Consider the following 14,894-nt stretch of genomic DNA (forward strand, 5'->3'; position numbering starts at 1 on the left):
CGATAGCTATGAACCTGTTCCAACTGCGCGCATTCGATGCCGTGGCCCGCGAGGGCAGTTTTACCCGTGCGGCGGCGCGGCTGTTCATCAGCCAACCGGCGGTGACCGGGCATATCAAGGCCCTGGAAGAGCATTACCAGATCCCGCTGCTGCGCCGCACCGCGCGCCGCGTGGAGCTGACCGAGGAGGGCGCGCGCCTGGCCGCGATCACCCGTGCGATCTTCGGCCTGGTCGACGAAGCGCAGACGATGCTGGAGGCCAACCGGCAGTTGCTCACCGGGCGCCTGGAGGTGGCAGCGGACGGCCCGCACCTGGTCATGCCGATGATCGCCAGCCTGCGTGCGCGCTACCCCGGGATCACCGTCAACCTGCGCCTGGGCAACGCCCAGGAAACCCTGGCGGCACTGTTGTCCGAGCATGCGGATGTGGCGGTACTCACCGAGGTCGAGCCGCGCAGCGGCCTGCACCTGCAACCCTTGAGCGAGTCGCGGATCTGCGCCCTGGTGCCGGCCAGCCACCCGTGGGCGCAGCAGTCCAGGGGGATTCGCCTGGAGCAACTCGACGAGGTGATCATGGTGTTGCGCGAGCCCAGTTCCATCACCCGCCGCACCTTCGACGCGGCGTGCGCGGCGTCGGGCGTGCAGCCCAAGGTGCTGCTGGAACTCGACAGCCGTGAAGCGGTGACCGAAGCCGTCGCTGCCGAGCTGGGCGTCGGCGTGGTCTCATCGATGGAAGTCAGCCCGGACCCGCGGGTGCAGGCCGTGGCAATCCAGGGCGAGGGGCTGCGCAACCGGCACATGCTCGGCTGCATGGAGCGGCGCCGCGCATTGCGCTTGATTCAGGCGTTTTTCGAGTTGGCGCCCGGCTGAAGGCTGTCGCGCACGATCTGCAGGAACGTCGCCACCACCCGCCGCGAACTTTGCTCCTTGAGGCACACCAGGGTTTCCTTCATGCGCTGGCTGCAGTCGCGGATAGGCATGGCGTACACCCGTGAGTCGGCGCCGAACTCCGCCGCCGAGACCACCCCCACGCCAATCCCCACCACCACCGCCTCACGCGCGGCCTCACGGCCTTCGACCTGGATCGCCGGACGAATGCGCAGGCCGGCCTGGCTCATTTCCTGCTCCAGCGTCTGCCGGGTGACCGAGCCGATTTCGCGCAGCACCAGCGGCGTGTCATCCAGATCGGCCAGGCAGATCGACTCACGTCCGGCCCAGGGGTGATTGCGCGCGACGAAGGCGAGCAACTGGTCGTCGGGCAACGGCAGTGACAGCAGGCGCTCATCGTCGACATCGCGGCCAAGCAAGGCCAGGTCGGCCTGGTAGTTGTACAGGCGAAACAGCGATTCGTCGGTGTTGCCGGTTTCGATCTTGACGCTGATGCCCGGGTACAGCTGGCAAAACCGCGCGATCTGCGGCAGCACGTGCACCGGGGCATCCACGGCGAGGGTGAGGGTGCCGGTGAGCAGCGCGCGTGAGTCCTGCAGCAACTCCTCGGCTTCGGCTTCGATCACAAACAGGCGCTGGGTGATGGCCAGCAGACGCTCGCCCAGATCGGTCAGGCGCACCGAGCGCTTGTTGCGGTGGAACAGCAGCACGCCGAAGCGTTCTTCGAGTTTGCGCACCTGGTCGGAAATCGCCGGCTGCGTCAGAAACAGGCGTTCGGCGGCCTGGGTGAAACTGCCGTATACGGCCACCGCATGGAAGGCCTTGAGCTGGGCGTGGGACACCGACATCGCTGATCCTCCTACAAGCTGGGCTTATATTTGAAATACGATAAATCGATTTTACCTATTAGTCAGCCATTGCTTTGATACGCCTCAACCGCCGTAGGTTGAGTCCTACAACCACGGCGGCCATGGGACCTGGGACACAGGTCTCATCTGACCAATGCCACCGTGTCCACGGCCCGGCATTGCAGTGCTCAACCATAAAAAGAACAGGCATTTGCTTCTCGATTCTGCCGGCACACTCACCTGAGGTCAGAACCACCATGAATATCCCAATGGGTAGCATCAAGCGTTGGCGCGTGCAGATTTTCGCCATCACCTGGCTGGCGTACGCGGCGTTCTATTTCACTCGCAAAGCGTTTTCCGTGGCCAAGCTGGGGATCGTCGATGACCCGAGTTTCCCCCTCGATAAAATGATGATGGCCAACCTGGATGGCATTTACCTGGCGGCCTATGCGGTCGGGCAGTTCACCTGGGGCATGTTGGCCGACCGCTTCGGACCGCGGGTGGTGGTGCTCGGTGGCTTGCTGATTTCCGCTGCCGCCGCGCTGGTGATGGGCACCGTTGCGACCTTGCCGATCTTTGTCACCTGCATGCTGATCCAGGGGCTGGCGCAGTCCACCGGCTGGTCGGGGCTGTGCAAGAACCTTGGCAGTTTCTTCCCGGCGCAGCAGCGTGGGCGGGTGCTCGGGCTGTGGAGTTCGTGCTACGCGTTCGGCGGCCTGGTGGCCTCGCCCTTTGCCGGGTGGTGGGCCTACACGTTGATCGGCACGTGGCACGCGGCGTTTATCTCAAGTGCGGCGGTGGTGGGGGTAGTGGCGCTGTTGTTCTTCATCTTCCAGCGCAACACGCCCGAAGATGTCGGCTTGCCGGCGGTCGAACCCGAGCCGGTGATGACCGCCGAGGAAAGGGCGGCCGCAAAACGCATCAGCGTGTTGGAGCCACTGCGCGCGATCCTGCGCAACCGCACGGTGCTGACCTTGGGCCTGGCGTATTTCCTGCTGAAACCGGCGCGTTACGCGATCCTGTTGTGGGGGCCGGTGATCGTCTACGAGCAGATGCCCTCGGTGGGCAAGGTCGGCGCGGCGATTGTGCCGACCGCGTTTGAACTGGCCGGGTTGCTTGGGCCGATTCTGATCGGGCTGGCGTCCGACAAGCTCTTCGGCGCGCGGCGCATGCCCGCCTGTGTGCTCAGCCTGCTGGCGCTGACCGTGGCCCTCGCGTTGTTCATGGGCGCGCTGCACACCGGCAGTGTGATGCTGGTGATGGCCTTGCTGTTTGTCATGGGCCTGACCCTGTACGGGCCGGACTCGATGATCAGCAGCACCGCCGCCATCGACTTCGGCACCGCCAAGGCCGGCGCCACGGCGGCTGGCTTTGTCAACGGTTGCGGCTCGGTGGGCGCGGTGCTCGGCGGCTTGCTGCCGGGCTACTTCGACACGGTCACGGTGTTCATCGTGTTTGCCGGCGCCGCGCTGTTTTCTTCGCTGGTGTTGATGCCCTATTGGAACGCCAGGCCGGCGGTGCTGGCCGAGGTCGGCGATTTTGTGCCGGACCGCAACGTCGCGATCAAACCCTTGCGCACCTGACAGGCTGGCCGGTTTTTTGGTGGATTAGAGTGTTTTTGCGCTATAAACTCTGCCCCCAAAGCGCCGGCCAGTAGACGTTTCGGCGCGATGGACGAAAAGAGAGTGAGTCATGGGCGCACAGTGGAAAGTCAAACATAAAGAAGCGGCAGCCAATGCCAAGGGCAAAATCTTCGGCAAGCTGGTGAAAGAAATCACCATCGCCGCCCGCAACGGCGCCGACACCGCGACCAACGCCCACCTGCGTCTGGTGGTGGAGCAGGCCAAAAAAGCCTCGATGCCCAAGGAAACCCTGGACCGCGCCATCAAGAAGGGCGCCGGTCTGCTCGGCGAAACCGTGCAGTACCACCGCGTGACCTACGAAGGGTTTGCCCCGCACCAGGTGCCGTTGATCGTCGAGTGCGTGACCGACAACATCAACCGTACCGTGGCGGAAATCCGCGTGGCCTTTCGCAAGGGTCAACTGGGGGCTTCCGGCTCCGTGGCCTGGGACTTCAACCACGTCGGCCTGATCGAAGCTTCGCCGGACAGCCCTGACGCTGACCCGGAAATGGCCGCGATTGAAGCCGGCGCACAGGATTTCGAAGACGGCGAGGAAGAGGGCACCACCCTGTTCATCACCGAGACCACCGACCTCGACGCCGTGCAGAAAGCGCTGCCGGAGCAGGGCTTCACCGTGTTGTCGGCCAAGCTGGGCTATATCTCCAAGAACCCGGTGACGGGTTTGAGCGATGAGCAGATGGCCGAAGTCGAAGCCTTCCTCGAAGGCCTGGACAACCATGACGACGTGCAGGATATGTTCGTCGGCCTGGCCGGCTGATACAGCGTGTTGAACCCCTCCCTGTAGGAGTCCGGCTTGCCGGCAATGGCCTGTTTGAGATGGCCATCGCCGGCAAGCCGGGCTCCTACAAGGTTTGCAGCGTGGCTTGTATTGCCTCGAAACCTGGCCGGGCGAGTACGTCGGGTTGGCAGCACTGCTCCCGCAAGCCTTCCAGCACCAGGCGTGCCGCCTCGCTCAACCCTTCGTCACCCCGCTCCAGCAACTCCCCCAGCAACACACCAAACGCGCGCACTTCAATGCGCTGCAACGCGCGAGTCTCCAGGGTGTCCGCCGTGGCATGGAATGACGCCGCGCCAAAGTCCCCGAGCAGGCAATCGCCCGCCGTATTCCACAGGATATTGTGGCCGTACAGATCGCCATGGGTGATGCCGTGCCGGTGCAAGTGCGCGGCTACCGAGGCAATGCCGCGCGCCATGCGCAGCGCTACCTCAAGGCTGAAACGGGTGTCGGGTGCGTAGATGTCGCGGGTGCACGAGGCCAGGCTCGGCAGGGCGGCGAGGTTGCCGTAGCTCGGGTCGATCAGGTCCATCACCAGCGCGGCCTGGTCCTCTGGATGGCCACTCACGCGGCCCTGCACCTTGATCAGGTTGGGGTGCAGCCCGGCGGCGATGCAGGCCTGCATTTCGTGCAGTGGCGAGCCATCGCTGGTGATCGTGCCCTTGTACAGCTTGACGGCGACGGGCAGCGCCCGCGGTTTCCACAGCGCCTTGCGAATCACCCCGGAGGCACCTTCGCCGAGCACTTCGGCCAGTTCCAGTTCGGTCCAGGGAATGGTCGGCGTGGTGTCATCCGCGGCTATCTCCACGGCCATTTCCACTGGGTTGCCGGCATAGGCCAGCCAGGTCAGGCTCGGCAGCGTCAGCAACCATTCGGGCAGGCGCGTGAAGCGGTTGGACGCGATGCGCAGCAGTTCGAGGTTGTGGCAGTTGGCCAGGCTTGGCGGCAGGGCGCTCAACCGGTTACCGGCCAGCATCAGTTTTTGCAGCAGCGGCCGCGCGCCCAGCTCATCGGGCAATTGGTCGATGCAGTTGTCGGTGAGGATCAACCAGCGCAACAACGGTGGCAACGCGGCGGCGGGCACGCGGCTGATGCGGTTGGCCTTGAAGCCGATCATGCTCAGCTTCGCGCACTGGCCAAGGCATTCCGGCAGGTCGGTAAAGGCGTTGTCCGAGCAGAACAGCACGCGCAGGTGCGGCAGGCGGTGCAGGTCGTCGGGCAAGCTGCTCAGGGCGTTGCCGCTGAGGTTGAGGATTTCCAGGGAGTCGGCCAGCGTGAAGATTTCCGGCGGGAATTCAGTCAGCCCGCAGGACAGGTCCAGGCGTGTAATACCGGCCAATTGGCCAGCCTTGAGTTGGGCGAGGGTATGCATGAACGGCGCGGTCACTCGGCAAAGGGACGTGGAAGGCGCTCATGATACCGGGTCGGGCAGGGTTTGCGGGTTGGCCTGCTGCAATTGGTTCAGGCGGCTGGCGGTGCGCGCAAGGTCGATGGCCTGGCCTGCCAGGCACTCGGCCAGCGGCCGTTCACCGATCAGGGTCAGGTGCTTGTCCTGGTCGTAGAGCACGTCCACCAGGTTGATGAAGCGCTGCTGCACGGCAATCGGGCAATCGCCCAGTAGGGGCAGGCCGTCGATGATCCAGTCGTCGAAGTCTTCGCACAGCAGCAGGTAGTCCATCACCGCCGTGGGCTGCTCGCACAGGTCGTTGAAGGTGAAGGCGACGGTGCGCCCCTGGTGCCAGCGCACCCGTAATTGCCGGGTGCCGACCGCCAGCGTGAGCGCCGGGCAATCCGCCGCCGGCACCCCGAACGCTGCACGCTGCGCCGGGCTGCCGGGCCAGATGAACGGCCCCTGGGTGAAGCGCTGCTGGCCGTGATTGTGTGGCAGGCCCCGGTAATCCTGGGGCGCGTTGACCTCCATGACGTCCATGCGCGCGCCGATCAGCTCGATCACCGGCTTGAAGCGCTGGTGATACAGCGGGTTGGGCAACAGCCCTTCGGGCGGGTAATTGGAGGTCACCAGCACCACCACGCCGCGCTCGAACAAGGCCTTGAACAGGCGGGTGATGAGCATCGCGTCGCCGATATCGTGGACATGGAACTCGTCGAAACACAGCACGCGGCAGCCATCGAGCAATTCATCCAGGGTGACGGCAAGGGCGTCGGGCTGCTGGCGATGGCGGAACATGCCTTGATGCAGGCGGGCGAAAAAGTCGTGGAAGTGCACCCGCTGCTTCTGCGCCAGGGGCAGCGCCTGGAAGAACCCATCGAGCAACCAGCTTTTGCCGCGCCCCACCGCGCCGTGCAAGTACAGGCTGCGTGGCGTGTCCTGCTGTTGCAGGGCAGCGGCTATCTGCGCCATGCGCTCGATGACCTGCTGCTGGCTCGGGCTCAGGGTGTAGCCCTGGCGCCGGGCCTTGTGCTGGAAGTACGTGGACACGTCATCGGACGTGGCGGGAGCGGCGGCAGGCTTGCCGAACAGTCGGCGCAGGGCAGGGGGAAGGACAGCCAAGGGCGAGGGTTCCGTGGGGTGAATGGCGGTAGGGTGCAGCGCTCGCGCTAATTTAACCAATACAAAATGTGGCGGCCAGCGATCTCAAAAAGAGACCGGTCACCGCGCGTCGGCTGAGCGCCGAAATCGATGCAGGCACATAGCTATCTCGGATATCCTTGGCGGCGTTTCCTACCTCGCGGTTTCCTCAAGGTCATTCATGTTTGTCATCCATCGCCTCTTGCTGGTCGTGGGCGCCTGCTGCCTGTGGGTCAACCCTGCGCAGGCGGTGGTCAGCAGCGGGCAGATCAGCGCGCAGTTGGTGATCACTGCCGGCTGTGAAGTCAGCCCGGGCAGCGCTGCGAGCCGCCCGCTCGTGCGCTGCAGCACTGCCTCCGACAGCCCCACCGAATTTACCGTCAGCACCGAGCAGGCCCCCCAGGAAGATGGCAGCCCGCGCACCTTGGTGACGCTGAACTGGTAACAAACGTACAACATTTTTGACAGTCGTATTTCTGACGCGACTGGCAGCTTTGCCCTCCACTGCTAACCTGATCCTGGTACGCCATTCCTCAAAAGGATTGAGGCCGTGAATGGATCTATGGTTTTGGCCATCGTAGGCACGCTGTGCAGCGCGCAAGCGTTGGCCACACAATTGCAGGTGGAGGTGCGCGTCAATGTGATGCGTGGCTGCCAGTTGGTCGGTCTGACGCGTGACGCGGGGATCGAGCAACTCGGTGTGCTCGATTTCGGCAGCACCGCCCGTCTCGACAACCCCGCCGGCCCCTTGAGCGCTGCGCTGACCAGCACGCGCCAGCCACGCCTGGAATGCAACCCCGACACCCCTTATCAAGTGCGTATCGACGGCGGCCTGCATGGCGGCATCGGCGAGGTGCGCTACCTGGCCGGCGAGCGGCATGCCTCGCCGATTCCCTATCGTCTTTACCGCGATGCCGCCCGACGCGTGGCATTGCCAGTCAATGAAACAGTGAGCGGCACGGTGCCCGACAGTGGCTCGGTGGAGTTGCCGCTGTATGCGCGCATCGAACCCCTGGCTCAAATCCCCGCAGTGATTCGCTACAGCGACGTGGTGAAGGTCACGGTGACCTGGTAAGCATTTTTGTGCAGTGACTGCCGGGTGGACTCGGCAGGTAAAGGAATGTCGCCCAAGGTTGGGCGGCCAACTGGTTTTATCCTGATGGAAGTGGGATCGATATGAAGCACTTCACCTGTACCGCGCTGTTGCTCAGCCCCCTGTTGTTGGTTGCGGGGGATGCCGAGGCGGTCGTCACCGGCAGCATCCAGGCGCGGCTGGTGATCCTGCCGGCCTGCCAGGTGAGCGCCGGTGCCCAGGACCTGCCTGCCAACCTGGGCCAACTCGATTTCGGCAATCAGGGCCCGACCTGGACCCGCCCGCTCAATGCCAATGTCGAGGGCAATGGCGGGGCGCTGCAAGTCACCTGCAATGCCTCGGTGCGCGGCTTTACCGTGACCATCGACGGTGGCGTCAACGGTGATGGCACCACCCGGCGCCTGAGCAATGGCCGCCAGACTATTCCCTATCGACTCACGGCCGATGCCGCCGGGACGGACATCTATCGCATTGGCCAGCAACGCAATTTCGCCGTCAGCGCCGGCAGCCTGGGACCGATCCCGGTTTATGGCGCGGTGGTGGCGAATACCAGCGCACTTCCCGCCGGCACCTACCGCGACACCCTGACGGTCACGCTGGATTGGTAATTCAACAGAGGAAAAGCACCATGCAATCACTCGCTTTGCGTCTCGCTGTACCTGTTCTGGGCCTGGCCCTGGCCGCCGGTGCGCAGGCCGCCACCACCGTGACCGGGCAGATCAGCTCCAGCCTGATCCTGACCAGCAGTTGCCTGGTCAACGGCGGTGCGGGTACCACCAACCTGAACTTCGGTAGCCTGAACTTCGGCACCACCACCAGCCTGTTCACGCAGACCGGCACACAACTGGTGGCAGCCGGCGGCGGCGCGGTGTCGATCCAATGTTCGTCCGGCACCACGCCCACGGTGACCATCCAGGGTGGCCTGCACGACGGCCAGTCCACCGGCGGCACCCGCGCGCTGTATGACGGCGTGGCCAACTTCGTGCCCTACGATCTCTACACCGACTCGGGCTTCAACAATCTCCTGGCGGCCAATGGCGTGATCAACCTGGCGGCCAGCACGGGCGCAGCGCAGACCATCAACCTGTGGGGCAAGGCGGTGGGTAAAGCCGGGCTGCCGGCGGGCACCTACACCGACACCATTGCCGTGCAATTGAGCTTCTGAGTGCGATGGCCGGGCATGGATGCGTCGCTGTGCTGCTGGCCTGTGCGTGCAGCGTGCCGCTGCCACTGGCGGCGGTCACCGGTACGAGTTTCCAGGTCAGCGCCAGCATCATTGCCGGCTGCCTGGTGGTCGGCGGTGGCAGCAATTACGGCAACCTCACGTACGGCAGCTATTCGGCGTTGTCCACCAGCACGGTGTCGACTGCGCTGGCCAGCAGTGTGCAGTTGCAATGCACGCCCGGCGTGACCCTGGCCATGAGCGTGGACGGTGGGCAGAACAACAGCAGCGGCCGGCACCTCAAGCTCAACAGCGGCACGGCGCAGGTGGCCTATCAGCTCTACCGCGATGCGGGGTTCAGCCAGGCGCTGGGGATCAGCCAGAGCGTGAATGTGGCCTACAGCAATGCGAACAACATCACGCTGCCGATCTACGGCCGGGTGGTGCTGCCGGGGAATCAGCCGGCGGGGACCTACAGCGATGTGGTGCAGGTCCAGCTGACCTTCTAGGGATATGTGAATTGAAGCGTTTTTCAATCTAAGGAGCAGAGCTTGCCTATGTGTTTACCCCCGTCCCTGCGTCAAGGGCTGCTGGCCATGGCCCTGCTGGGCGCAAGCCAGGTACAGGCCGCCAGCTCGGTGCTGATCTGGCCCATCGACCCGGTGCTGGAGGCTGACCAACAGGCCAGTGCACTGTGGTTGGAAAACCGTGGTACTGAAACCGCCAACCTGCAGGTCCGCGTGTTTGCCTGGCGCCAGAACGGCTTCGATGATCAGTACCAGAACCAGCGTGATGTGATCGGCAGCCCGCCGGTGGCCCGTATCGAACCGGGACAGAAGCAACTGGTGCGCCTGACCCGTACCAAGGACGTGCCACCGGGCCAGGAGTTGGCGTATCGCATCATCATCGATGAGATCCCCGCGCCCCGGCAGCCGGGCGCCGAGGATGGCAAGACGGCCGCGTCGATCCAGTTCCAGATGCGTTACTCGGTGCCGCTGTTTGCCTACGGCGCGGGCCTGTGGAGCAAGGAAGACCTGACGCGCCAGCGCGACCCCAAGGGCGCCGGCGTGCCGGACCTGACCTGGCGCAAAGTGGCCGAGGGCGGGCGCTCCTACATCGAGATCCGCAACCGGGGCGCGGTACATGCACGGCTGACGGATGTGGCCGTGAAGCAAGGTGGCCAGAACCGACCGGTGACCGAGGGCCTGATGGGCTACGTGTTGCCGGGCGCAACCATGCGCTGGCCAGTGCCGGAACCCTTGGCCAGTGGCCAGGAGTTACTGCTTAAAGTCAACGGTGCGCCGACGGTACAGAGCGTCAAGCCCGGCCCGTAAAAGACAGGGAGTGAGCTGAGTGTCGGCTCGTTGTATCCAAACAGTGCGATGGATCGCCATGGGGTGTTGCTGTCTGGTGTTTATCCCGCGGGTCGATGCCGGTGAGCTGCCGCCACCGCCCACCAGCCTGGAGGCCATGCCCGATGCCCAGTTGTACCTGCAATTGCTGGTCAACCAGATGGACACCGGCAAGGTCATCGTGGTCGAGCAGCGGGCGGGGCAGCTGTACATGCCCGCCGCTGACTTGCAGGCGATCGGCATGAAACTGCCCGCCTCGGTGTCCGCCGAAGTGGCCCTGGACCAGTTGCCGGGGCTGCACAGCGAATACGACAGCCAGGGCCAGCGCCTGCTCTTGAGCGTGCCGCCGGACTGGCTGCCGGCGCAGTTCCTCGGCAACCGCAAGGCGTACCCGCGCACCGAGGCGATGACCAGCTTCGGCGCGATGCTCAACTATGACCTGTACCTGAACGACACCGATGAGGCCGGCACCTACCTCGCCGCCTGGAACGAAGTGCGGGTGTTCGACACCTGGGGCACCGTCTCCAACACCGGGCAATACCGCCGCAGTTTCGGCGCGAACGCCGGCAATGGGCTGGACAACGGCTACCTGCGCTATGACACCACCTGGCGCTATTCGGACGATGAAAGCCTATTGACCTACGAGGCCGGCGACCTGGTCAGCGGCGCCTTGCCGTGGAGCAATTCGGTGCGCCTGGGCGGCGTGCAGCTGTCGCGCGATTTCGGCGTGCGCCCGGACCTGGTGACCTACCCCTTGCCGCAGTTCGCCGGCGAGGCGGCGGTGCCGTCTTCGGTGGACCTGTTTATCAATGGCTTCAAGTCGTCCAGCGACAATGTGCAGCCGGGGCCCTACACCCTGACCAATATCCCGTTCATCAACGGTGCGGGCGAGGCGGTGGTGGTGACCACCGATGCCCTTGGCCGGCAGGTGTCCACCACGGTACCGTTCTATGTCACCAGCAGCCTGCTGCAAAAGGGCCTGTCGGATTTCTCGGTGGCTGCCGGTACCCTGCGCCGCGACTACGCGCAGCAGGATTTTCGCTATGGCCAGGGTGTCACCTCCGGCAGCCTGCGGTATGGCGTCAGCGATGTGTTCACCCTGGAAAGCCACGCCGAAGCTTCCAATGACCTGACCCTGGGCGGCGTTGGCGGCAACGTGCGGCTCGGCTCGTTTGGCGTGCTCAATAGTGCGGTCAGCCAGAGCCGTTTCGACGGGCGCGAGGGCCAGCAAGTCAGCCTCGGCTATCAATACAGCAGCCAGCGCTACAGCCTCTCGTACCAACGGCTGGAACGGCATGCGCAGTATGCCGACCTCACCGTGATCGACTCGCCCTACATCAGTTTGAGCAAGCGCAGCGAGCAGGTCACTGCCAGCCTCAACCTCGACAGCTGGGGCAGCCTGGGCGCCGGTTATTTTGATATCCGCGCCGCCGATGATTCGCGCACGCGCTTGCTCAACTTGAGCTGGAACCGCCCGCTGTGGGGCAACAGCAGCTTTTACTTGTCGGCCAACCGCGAGATCGGCGACAGCAACTGGGCGGTGCAGGCCCAAGTCGTGATCCCGTTCGACCTCGATGGCAGCCTGAGCATGAGCATGGAGCGCAGCACCTCCGGCGAGAATCGCCAGCGGGTCAATTTCAGTCGTGCGGTGCCGGGCCCCGGCGGCGTGGGGTACAACCTCGGCTACGCACATGGCCAGGGCCCGGATTACCGCCAGGCCGATCTGACCTGGCGCCTGCAGTCGGTGCAATTGCAGGCCGGCGTCTATGGCAGCAGCGACGCCGAAACCCGCTGGGCCGACGCCAGCGGCTCGCTGGTGTGGATGGACAAGCATGTGTTTGCCGCCAACCGGATCAACGATGCCTTTGTGGTGGTGAGTACCGACGGCTACGCCAATGTCCCGGTGCGCTATGAAAACCAACTGGTCGGCGAAACCGACCAGAGCGGCCGCCTGCTGGTGCCATGGAGCAGCGGTTATTACCGCGGCAAATATGAGATCGATCCGCTGAACTTGCCGGCCAACGTGTTGAGCCCATCGGTGGAGCAACGGGTGGCGGTGCGCCGCGGCAGCGGTTATCTGCTGGAGTTTCCGCTGACCCGGATCAACGCCGCCAGCATTGAACTGGTGGATGAACACAATGCGCCGTTGCCGCTGGGCGCGAATGTGCTGCATGAGCAGAGCGGCGCAGCGGCGGTGGTGGGCTGGGATGGCCTGGTGTACCTCGACCGGTTGGCGGCGCAGAACACCTTGCGCGTGACCCTGGGCGGCGGCGCCAGTTGCCAGGTGCAGTTTGCCCTGCCGGAATCCAGCGAGCAGGTGCCGATGATCGGGCCATTGGTTTGTCGATAGACACAGGAGGTGTCGGGTGAAAGTGCGGGGTGTGGTAGCGGGGTTGGTGTTGAGCGGATTGGCGTCCCAGGTTCAGGCGTTGTGTTCGGTGGTGGCGACCAATGCGGCCGGGTTCGGCCCGGTGAGTTCGATCCTGGTGCGCACCACCACGCAATCCACTTCGACCACCAACGGCGGGTTGCGCTGTACCGGTTCGCTGTTGTCGCTGCTCACCACCAATGACCACTTCTACGCCACCATCACGTCCTCAACGGCCGGTATGGTCGGCCCCACCGGCGATGTGATCGGCTACAACCTGTACGCGACCAACAACACCGGTGCTGCGTATCTGATCACCCGCGGTGTCCAGTATGACTTCGCGCGCAACGGCATCATTGACCTGCTCGGCCTGTTGGGGGGCTCTACGCCCAAGACGGTGCCGCTGTACCTGGGGACGATTACCGGCAGTAACGTTGCGGCGGGGATCTATACCGAAACCCTGAGCATCTTCTGGGATTGGAGCTACTGCTCTGGCATTGGCGCGCTGGGCATCTGCCTCGGGCGCGATACCAATTCGGGGACGACCACCTTGACGGTGAACATGACCGTCACCAACGACTGCACGATCACCGCGCCGAATATCAGCTTCGGCGGCGCGCCGGTGGTGAGTGCCTTCGGCACGGTCAACCAGACCATCAACATTTCCTGCACCAAGGGCAGCGCCTACACGGTGGGGCTCGACCCTGGCCAGAACGCCAATGCCGGACGGCGACGGATGGTTTCAGGGGCCAATTATCTTTCCTACGACATCTTCCAGAGTGCCGGCACCACCGTGTGGGGCAGTGTCGGCGCCGCGCGCCGCGCGAGTACCAGCGCCGAGGTCAACCCCGGCAATGGCATGGGCAGCAACGGTGCCCAGGTGTTCAACTACAACGCCAGGATCTACACCGACCAGACCACACCCCCGGCCGGCACCTATACGGATAACGTGATCCTCGACGTCGGCTTCTAGAACTTCAGCATCGGCGGCGCGGGCTGGTCCGCCGGGCTGACCACTGCGTAGTTGTAGCCGGCGCCGGACCAGTACTGCGCCTGCAGCCCATCCGCGCTGCGACTGCCACGCGGCAAGAAGCCGTTTTCCGGACCCGGTGGGCGAATATAAAAACTGATACGCCGGCCTTGCGCGTCCTGGTACAGCACCATGGCCGCCGCGCCTTGCTCGGTAGTAAGCAGGCGCCCGCTGACGGGGGTGAAGCCTGCGGCGCTCAAGTCGGGCAGGCGGTGGGCCTGGTTGAAGTAGCGGTCCAGCCAGGCCTGCATGTTGCCGCCGTCCTGGACGTTATAGTCGGCGGGCATGATGCCGTCCTGGGCAAACAGACGGAACGCCTGCATCGCATCGGCCATCGGCAGCAGCGGCGGCTGGGTGGCTTCGCGCGCCTGCCAGCCGCCGACCCCGCCGAGGCTGACGGCCACCAGCAGCACCGCCGCCGTGGCCCAATGGCGGCGCGAGCGCTGCTGGATGCGCTGGCGGATCAGCGCGGGGTCCAGGTCAGGGTTGGCCGGCTGTTGCAGGGCCCCGCCGAGGGACGCGCGCAGCAATTGCGCATCCTGTTGCCAGGCGTGGACCTGGGCCGCGACGTCGGGGTGTGCCGCCAGCCAGGTTTCAAGGACACGGCGATCGCTCTCCAGGAGCTGGTGATCGACGTAGGCGTGCAAATCGCGTTCGCTGGGGGGCAGGCTGATCATTTGAGTCTCCGCAGGGAAGGGCTGGCTATTTCACCATCACTGAGTTGGCGCAGGGCCTGGCGCGCGCGGGACAGGCGCGACATCACCGTGCCGACTGGCACCTCGAGAATCTCGGCGACCTCCTTGTAGCTCAAGCCCTCCACCGACACCCATAACAGCAGGGCGCGCTGTTCGGAGTTGAGTTGATCGAAGGCTTGCAGGGTCGACTGGGCAATGACCGTGCGCTCCACCGACGGCTGCGCATCATCCCGGCCGGTAAAGAACTCCAGCATGCGGGCGTAACGCCGGGTGCGCCGATGCGCATCGAGAAACTGCCGATAGAGGATCGAAAACAGCCACGCGCGCACGTCGCCTTCGAGGCGCTTGTCGGCCCAGCGGGTGATCGCCCGTTCCAGGGTCGACTGCACCAGGTCGTCGGCGCTGCTGGCGTTACGGGTCAGGGACACGGCAAAACGCCGCAACCTGGGGATGAGTTCACGTAACTGTTCGTCGAGTACATGCATGGGAATGGGGGTCTAGCCGGTTGTGC

16 protein-coding genes are annotated in these 14,894 nt (G+C 64.5%); 11 read left to right on the forward strand and 5 right to left on the reverse strand.

The window, feature by feature from the left end; genetic code table 11:
* Window positions 1-8 precede the first annotated feature (8 nt).
* Window positions 9-869 (forward strand): LysR substrate-binding domain-containing protein, encoded by an 861-nt coding sequence (locus AC07SI_RS23345; protein ID WP_065901135.1) that lies wholly within the window; start codon window positions 9-11, stop codon window positions 867-869.
* Here the strand turns inward: AC07SI_RS23345 and AC07SI_RS23350 are convergent.
* Entirely contained in the window at window positions 839-1,735 is an 897-nt protein-coding gene (locus AC07SI_RS23350) for a LysR substrate-binding domain-containing protein (protein WP_495006588.1), read from the reverse strand. The two genes, AC07SI_RS23345 and AC07SI_RS23350, sit on opposite strands and share 31 nt — an antisense overlap.
* 257 nt (window positions 1,736-1,992) lie before the next feature.
* On the opposite strand from AC07SI_RS23350, the gene AC07SI_RS23355 reads away from it, so the two are divergent.
* Complete coding sequence (locus AC07SI_RS23355) at window positions 1,993-3,318, forward strand: MFS transporter (protein ID WP_282397228.1); 1,326 nt, start codon at window positions 1,993-1,995, stop codon at window positions 3,316-3,318.
* A 109-nt stretch (window positions 3,319-3,427) separates the two neighbouring features.
* Window positions 3,428-4,135: a YebC/PmpR family DNA-binding transcriptional regulator gene (locus AC07SI_RS23360; protein WP_065901129.1), complete on the forward strand. Its 708-nt coding sequence runs from the start codon at window positions 3,428-3,430 to the stop codon at window positions 4,133-4,135.
* An 85-nt stretch (window positions 4,136-4,220) separates the two neighbouring features.
* Here the strand turns inward: AC07SI_RS23360 and AC07SI_RS23365 are convergent, their stop codons facing one another.
* Window positions 4,221-5,525, reverse strand: a complete 1,305-nt coding sequence (locus tag AC07SI_RS23365; protein ID WP_495006589.1) for a protein kinase — start codon at window positions 5,523-5,525, stop codon at window positions 4,221-4,223.
* Window positions 5,526-5,564: 39 nt separating this feature from the next.
* Window positions 5,565-6,665, reverse strand: coding sequence for a cell division protein ZapE (gene zapE, locus AC07SI_RS23370; RefSeq protein ID WP_495006590.1), 1,101 nt, complete (start codon window positions 6,663-6,665; stop codon window positions 5,565-5,567).
* 199 nt (window positions 6,666-6,864) lie between these two features.
* Here zapE and AC07SI_RS23375 point away from each other — a divergent pair, with 199 nt between their 5' ends.
* From AC07SI_RS23375 to AC07SI_RS23410, 8 genes are all read left to right on the forward strand, one after another.
* Window positions 6,865-7,128, forward strand: a complete 264-nt coding sequence (locus tag AC07SI_RS23375; RefSeq protein ID WP_201145249.1) for a hypothetical protein — start codon at window positions 6,865-6,867, stop codon at window positions 7,126-7,128.
* A gap of 117 nt (window positions 7,129-7,245) precedes the next feature.
* Window positions 7,246-7,758 (forward strand): Csu type fimbrial protein, encoded by a 513-nt coding sequence (locus AC07SI_RS23380; RefSeq protein ID WP_495006634.1) that lies wholly within the window; start codon window positions 7,246-7,248, stop codon window positions 7,756-7,758.
* 101 nt (window positions 7,759-7,859) lie between these two features.
* Window positions 7,860-8,384 (forward strand): Csu type fimbrial protein, encoded by a 525-nt coding sequence (locus tag AC07SI_RS23385; protein ID WP_065901122.1) that lies wholly within the window; start codon window positions 7,860-7,862, stop codon window positions 8,382-8,384.
* A gap of 20 nt (window positions 8,385-8,404) precedes the next feature.
* On the forward strand, window positions 8,405-8,941 hold the full coding sequence (locus tag AC07SI_RS23390; protein ID WP_065901120.1) for a spore coat protein U domain-containing protein: 537 nt from the start codon (window positions 8,405-8,407) through the stop codon (window positions 8,939-8,941).
* 5 nt (window positions 8,942-8,946) lie between these two features.
* Window positions 8,947-9,447 carry a Csu type fimbrial protein gene (locus AC07SI_RS23395; RefSeq protein WP_065901116.1) on the forward strand — a complete coding sequence of 167 codons (501 nt, stop codon included), beginning with the start codon at window positions 8,947-8,949 and terminating at the stop codon, window positions 9,445-9,447.
* Between the two features lie 48 nt (window positions 9,448-9,495).
* Complete coding sequence (locus AC07SI_RS23400) at window positions 9,496-10,272, forward strand: fimbrial biogenesis chaperone (RefSeq protein ID WP_120449021.1); 777 nt, start codon at window positions 9,496-9,498, stop codon at window positions 10,270-10,272.
* A 58-nt stretch (window positions 10,273-10,330) separates the two neighbouring features.
* Window positions 10,331-12,640, forward strand: coding sequence for a fimbria/pilus outer membrane usher protein (locus AC07SI_RS23405; RefSeq protein ID WP_495006591.1), 2,310 nt, complete (start codon window positions 10,331-10,333; stop codon window positions 12,638-12,640).
* Between the two features lie 16 nt (window positions 12,641-12,656).
* Complete coding sequence (locus tag AC07SI_RS23410; RefSeq protein ID WP_106803368.1) at window positions 12,657-13,631, forward strand: Csu type fimbrial protein; 975 nt, start codon at window positions 12,657-12,659, stop codon at window positions 13,629-13,631.
* Here AC07SI_RS23410 and AC07SI_RS23415 read toward each other — a convergent pair.
* Entirely contained in the window at window positions 13,628-14,365 is a 738-nt protein-coding gene (locus AC07SI_RS23415) for an anti-sigma factor family protein (RefSeq protein ID WP_213551196.1), read from the reverse strand. The genes AC07SI_RS23410 and AC07SI_RS23415 overlap by 4 nt on opposite strands.
* On the reverse strand, window positions 14,362-14,868 hold the full coding sequence (locus AC07SI_RS23420) for a sigma-70 family RNA polymerase sigma factor (protein ID WP_495006592.1): 507 nt from the start codon (window positions 14,866-14,868) through the stop codon (window positions 14,362-14,364). The genes AC07SI_RS23415 and AC07SI_RS23420 overlap by 4 nt, the downstream gene beginning before the upstream one ends.
* Window positions 14,869-14,894: the final 26 nt, after the last annotated feature.

It is taken from the genome of Pseudomonas sp. GW821-FHT05D12 (assembly GCF_059419825.1).

Bases quoted from the DNA above. Each gene is read 5' to 3' on its own strand.
- AC07SI_RS23345 (WP_065901135.1), top strand. From the start codon at position 9: ATGAACCTGTTCCAACTGCGCGCATTCGATGCCGTGGCCCGCGAGGGC.
- AC07SI_RS23400 (WP_120449021.1), top strand. From the start codon at position 9,496: ATGTGTTTACCCCCGTCCCTGCGTCAAGGGCTGCTGGCCATGGCCCTG.
- AC07SI_RS23390 (WP_065901120.1), top strand. From the start codon at position 8,405: ATGCAATCACTCGCTTTGCGTCTCGCTGTACCTGTTCTGGGCCTGGCC.
- AC07SI_RS23385 (WP_065901122.1), top strand. From the start codon at position 7,860: ATGAAGCACTTCACCTGTACCGCGCTGTTGCTCAGCCCCCTGTTGTTG.
- AC07SI_RS23380 (WP_495006634.1), top strand. From the start codon at position 7,246: ATGGTTTTGGCCATCGTAGGCACGCTGTGCAGCGCGCAAGCGTTGGCC.
- AC07SI_RS23395 (WP_065901116.1), top strand. From the start codon at position 8,947: ATGGCCGGGCATGGATGCGTCGCTGTGCTGCTGGCCTGTGCGTGCAGC.
- AC07SI_RS23355 (WP_282397228.1), top strand. From the start codon at position 1,993: ATGAATATCCCAATGGGTAGCATCAAGCGTTGGCGCGTGCAGATTTTC.
- AC07SI_RS23405 (WP_495006591.1), top strand. From the start codon at position 10,331: ATGGGGTGTTGCTGTCTGGTGTTTATCCCGCGGGTCGATGCCGGTGAG.
- AC07SI_RS23420 (WP_495006592.1), bottom strand. From the start codon at position 14,868: ATGCATGTACTCGACGAACAGTTACGTGAACTCATCCCCAGGTTGCGG.
- AC07SI_RS23375 (WP_201145249.1), top strand. From the start codon at position 6,865: ATGTTTGTCATCCATCGCCTCTTGCTGGTCGTGGGCGCCTGCTGCCTG.
- AC07SI_RS23365 (WP_495006589.1), bottom strand. From the start codon at position 5,525: ATGCATACCCTCGCCCAACTCAAGGCTGGCCAATTGGCCGGTATTACA.
- AC07SI_RS23350 (WP_495006588.1), bottom strand. From the start codon at position 1,735: ATGTCGGTGTCCCACGCCCAGCTCAAGGCCTTCCATGCGGTGGCCGTA.
- AC07SI_RS23360 (WP_065901129.1), top strand. From the start codon at position 3,428: ATGGGCGCACAGTGGAAAGTCAAACATAAAGAAGCGGCAGCCAATGCC.
- AC07SI_RS23415 (WP_213551196.1), bottom strand. From the start codon at position 14,365: ATGATCAGCCTGCCCCCCAGCGAACGCGATTTGCACGCCTACGTCGAT.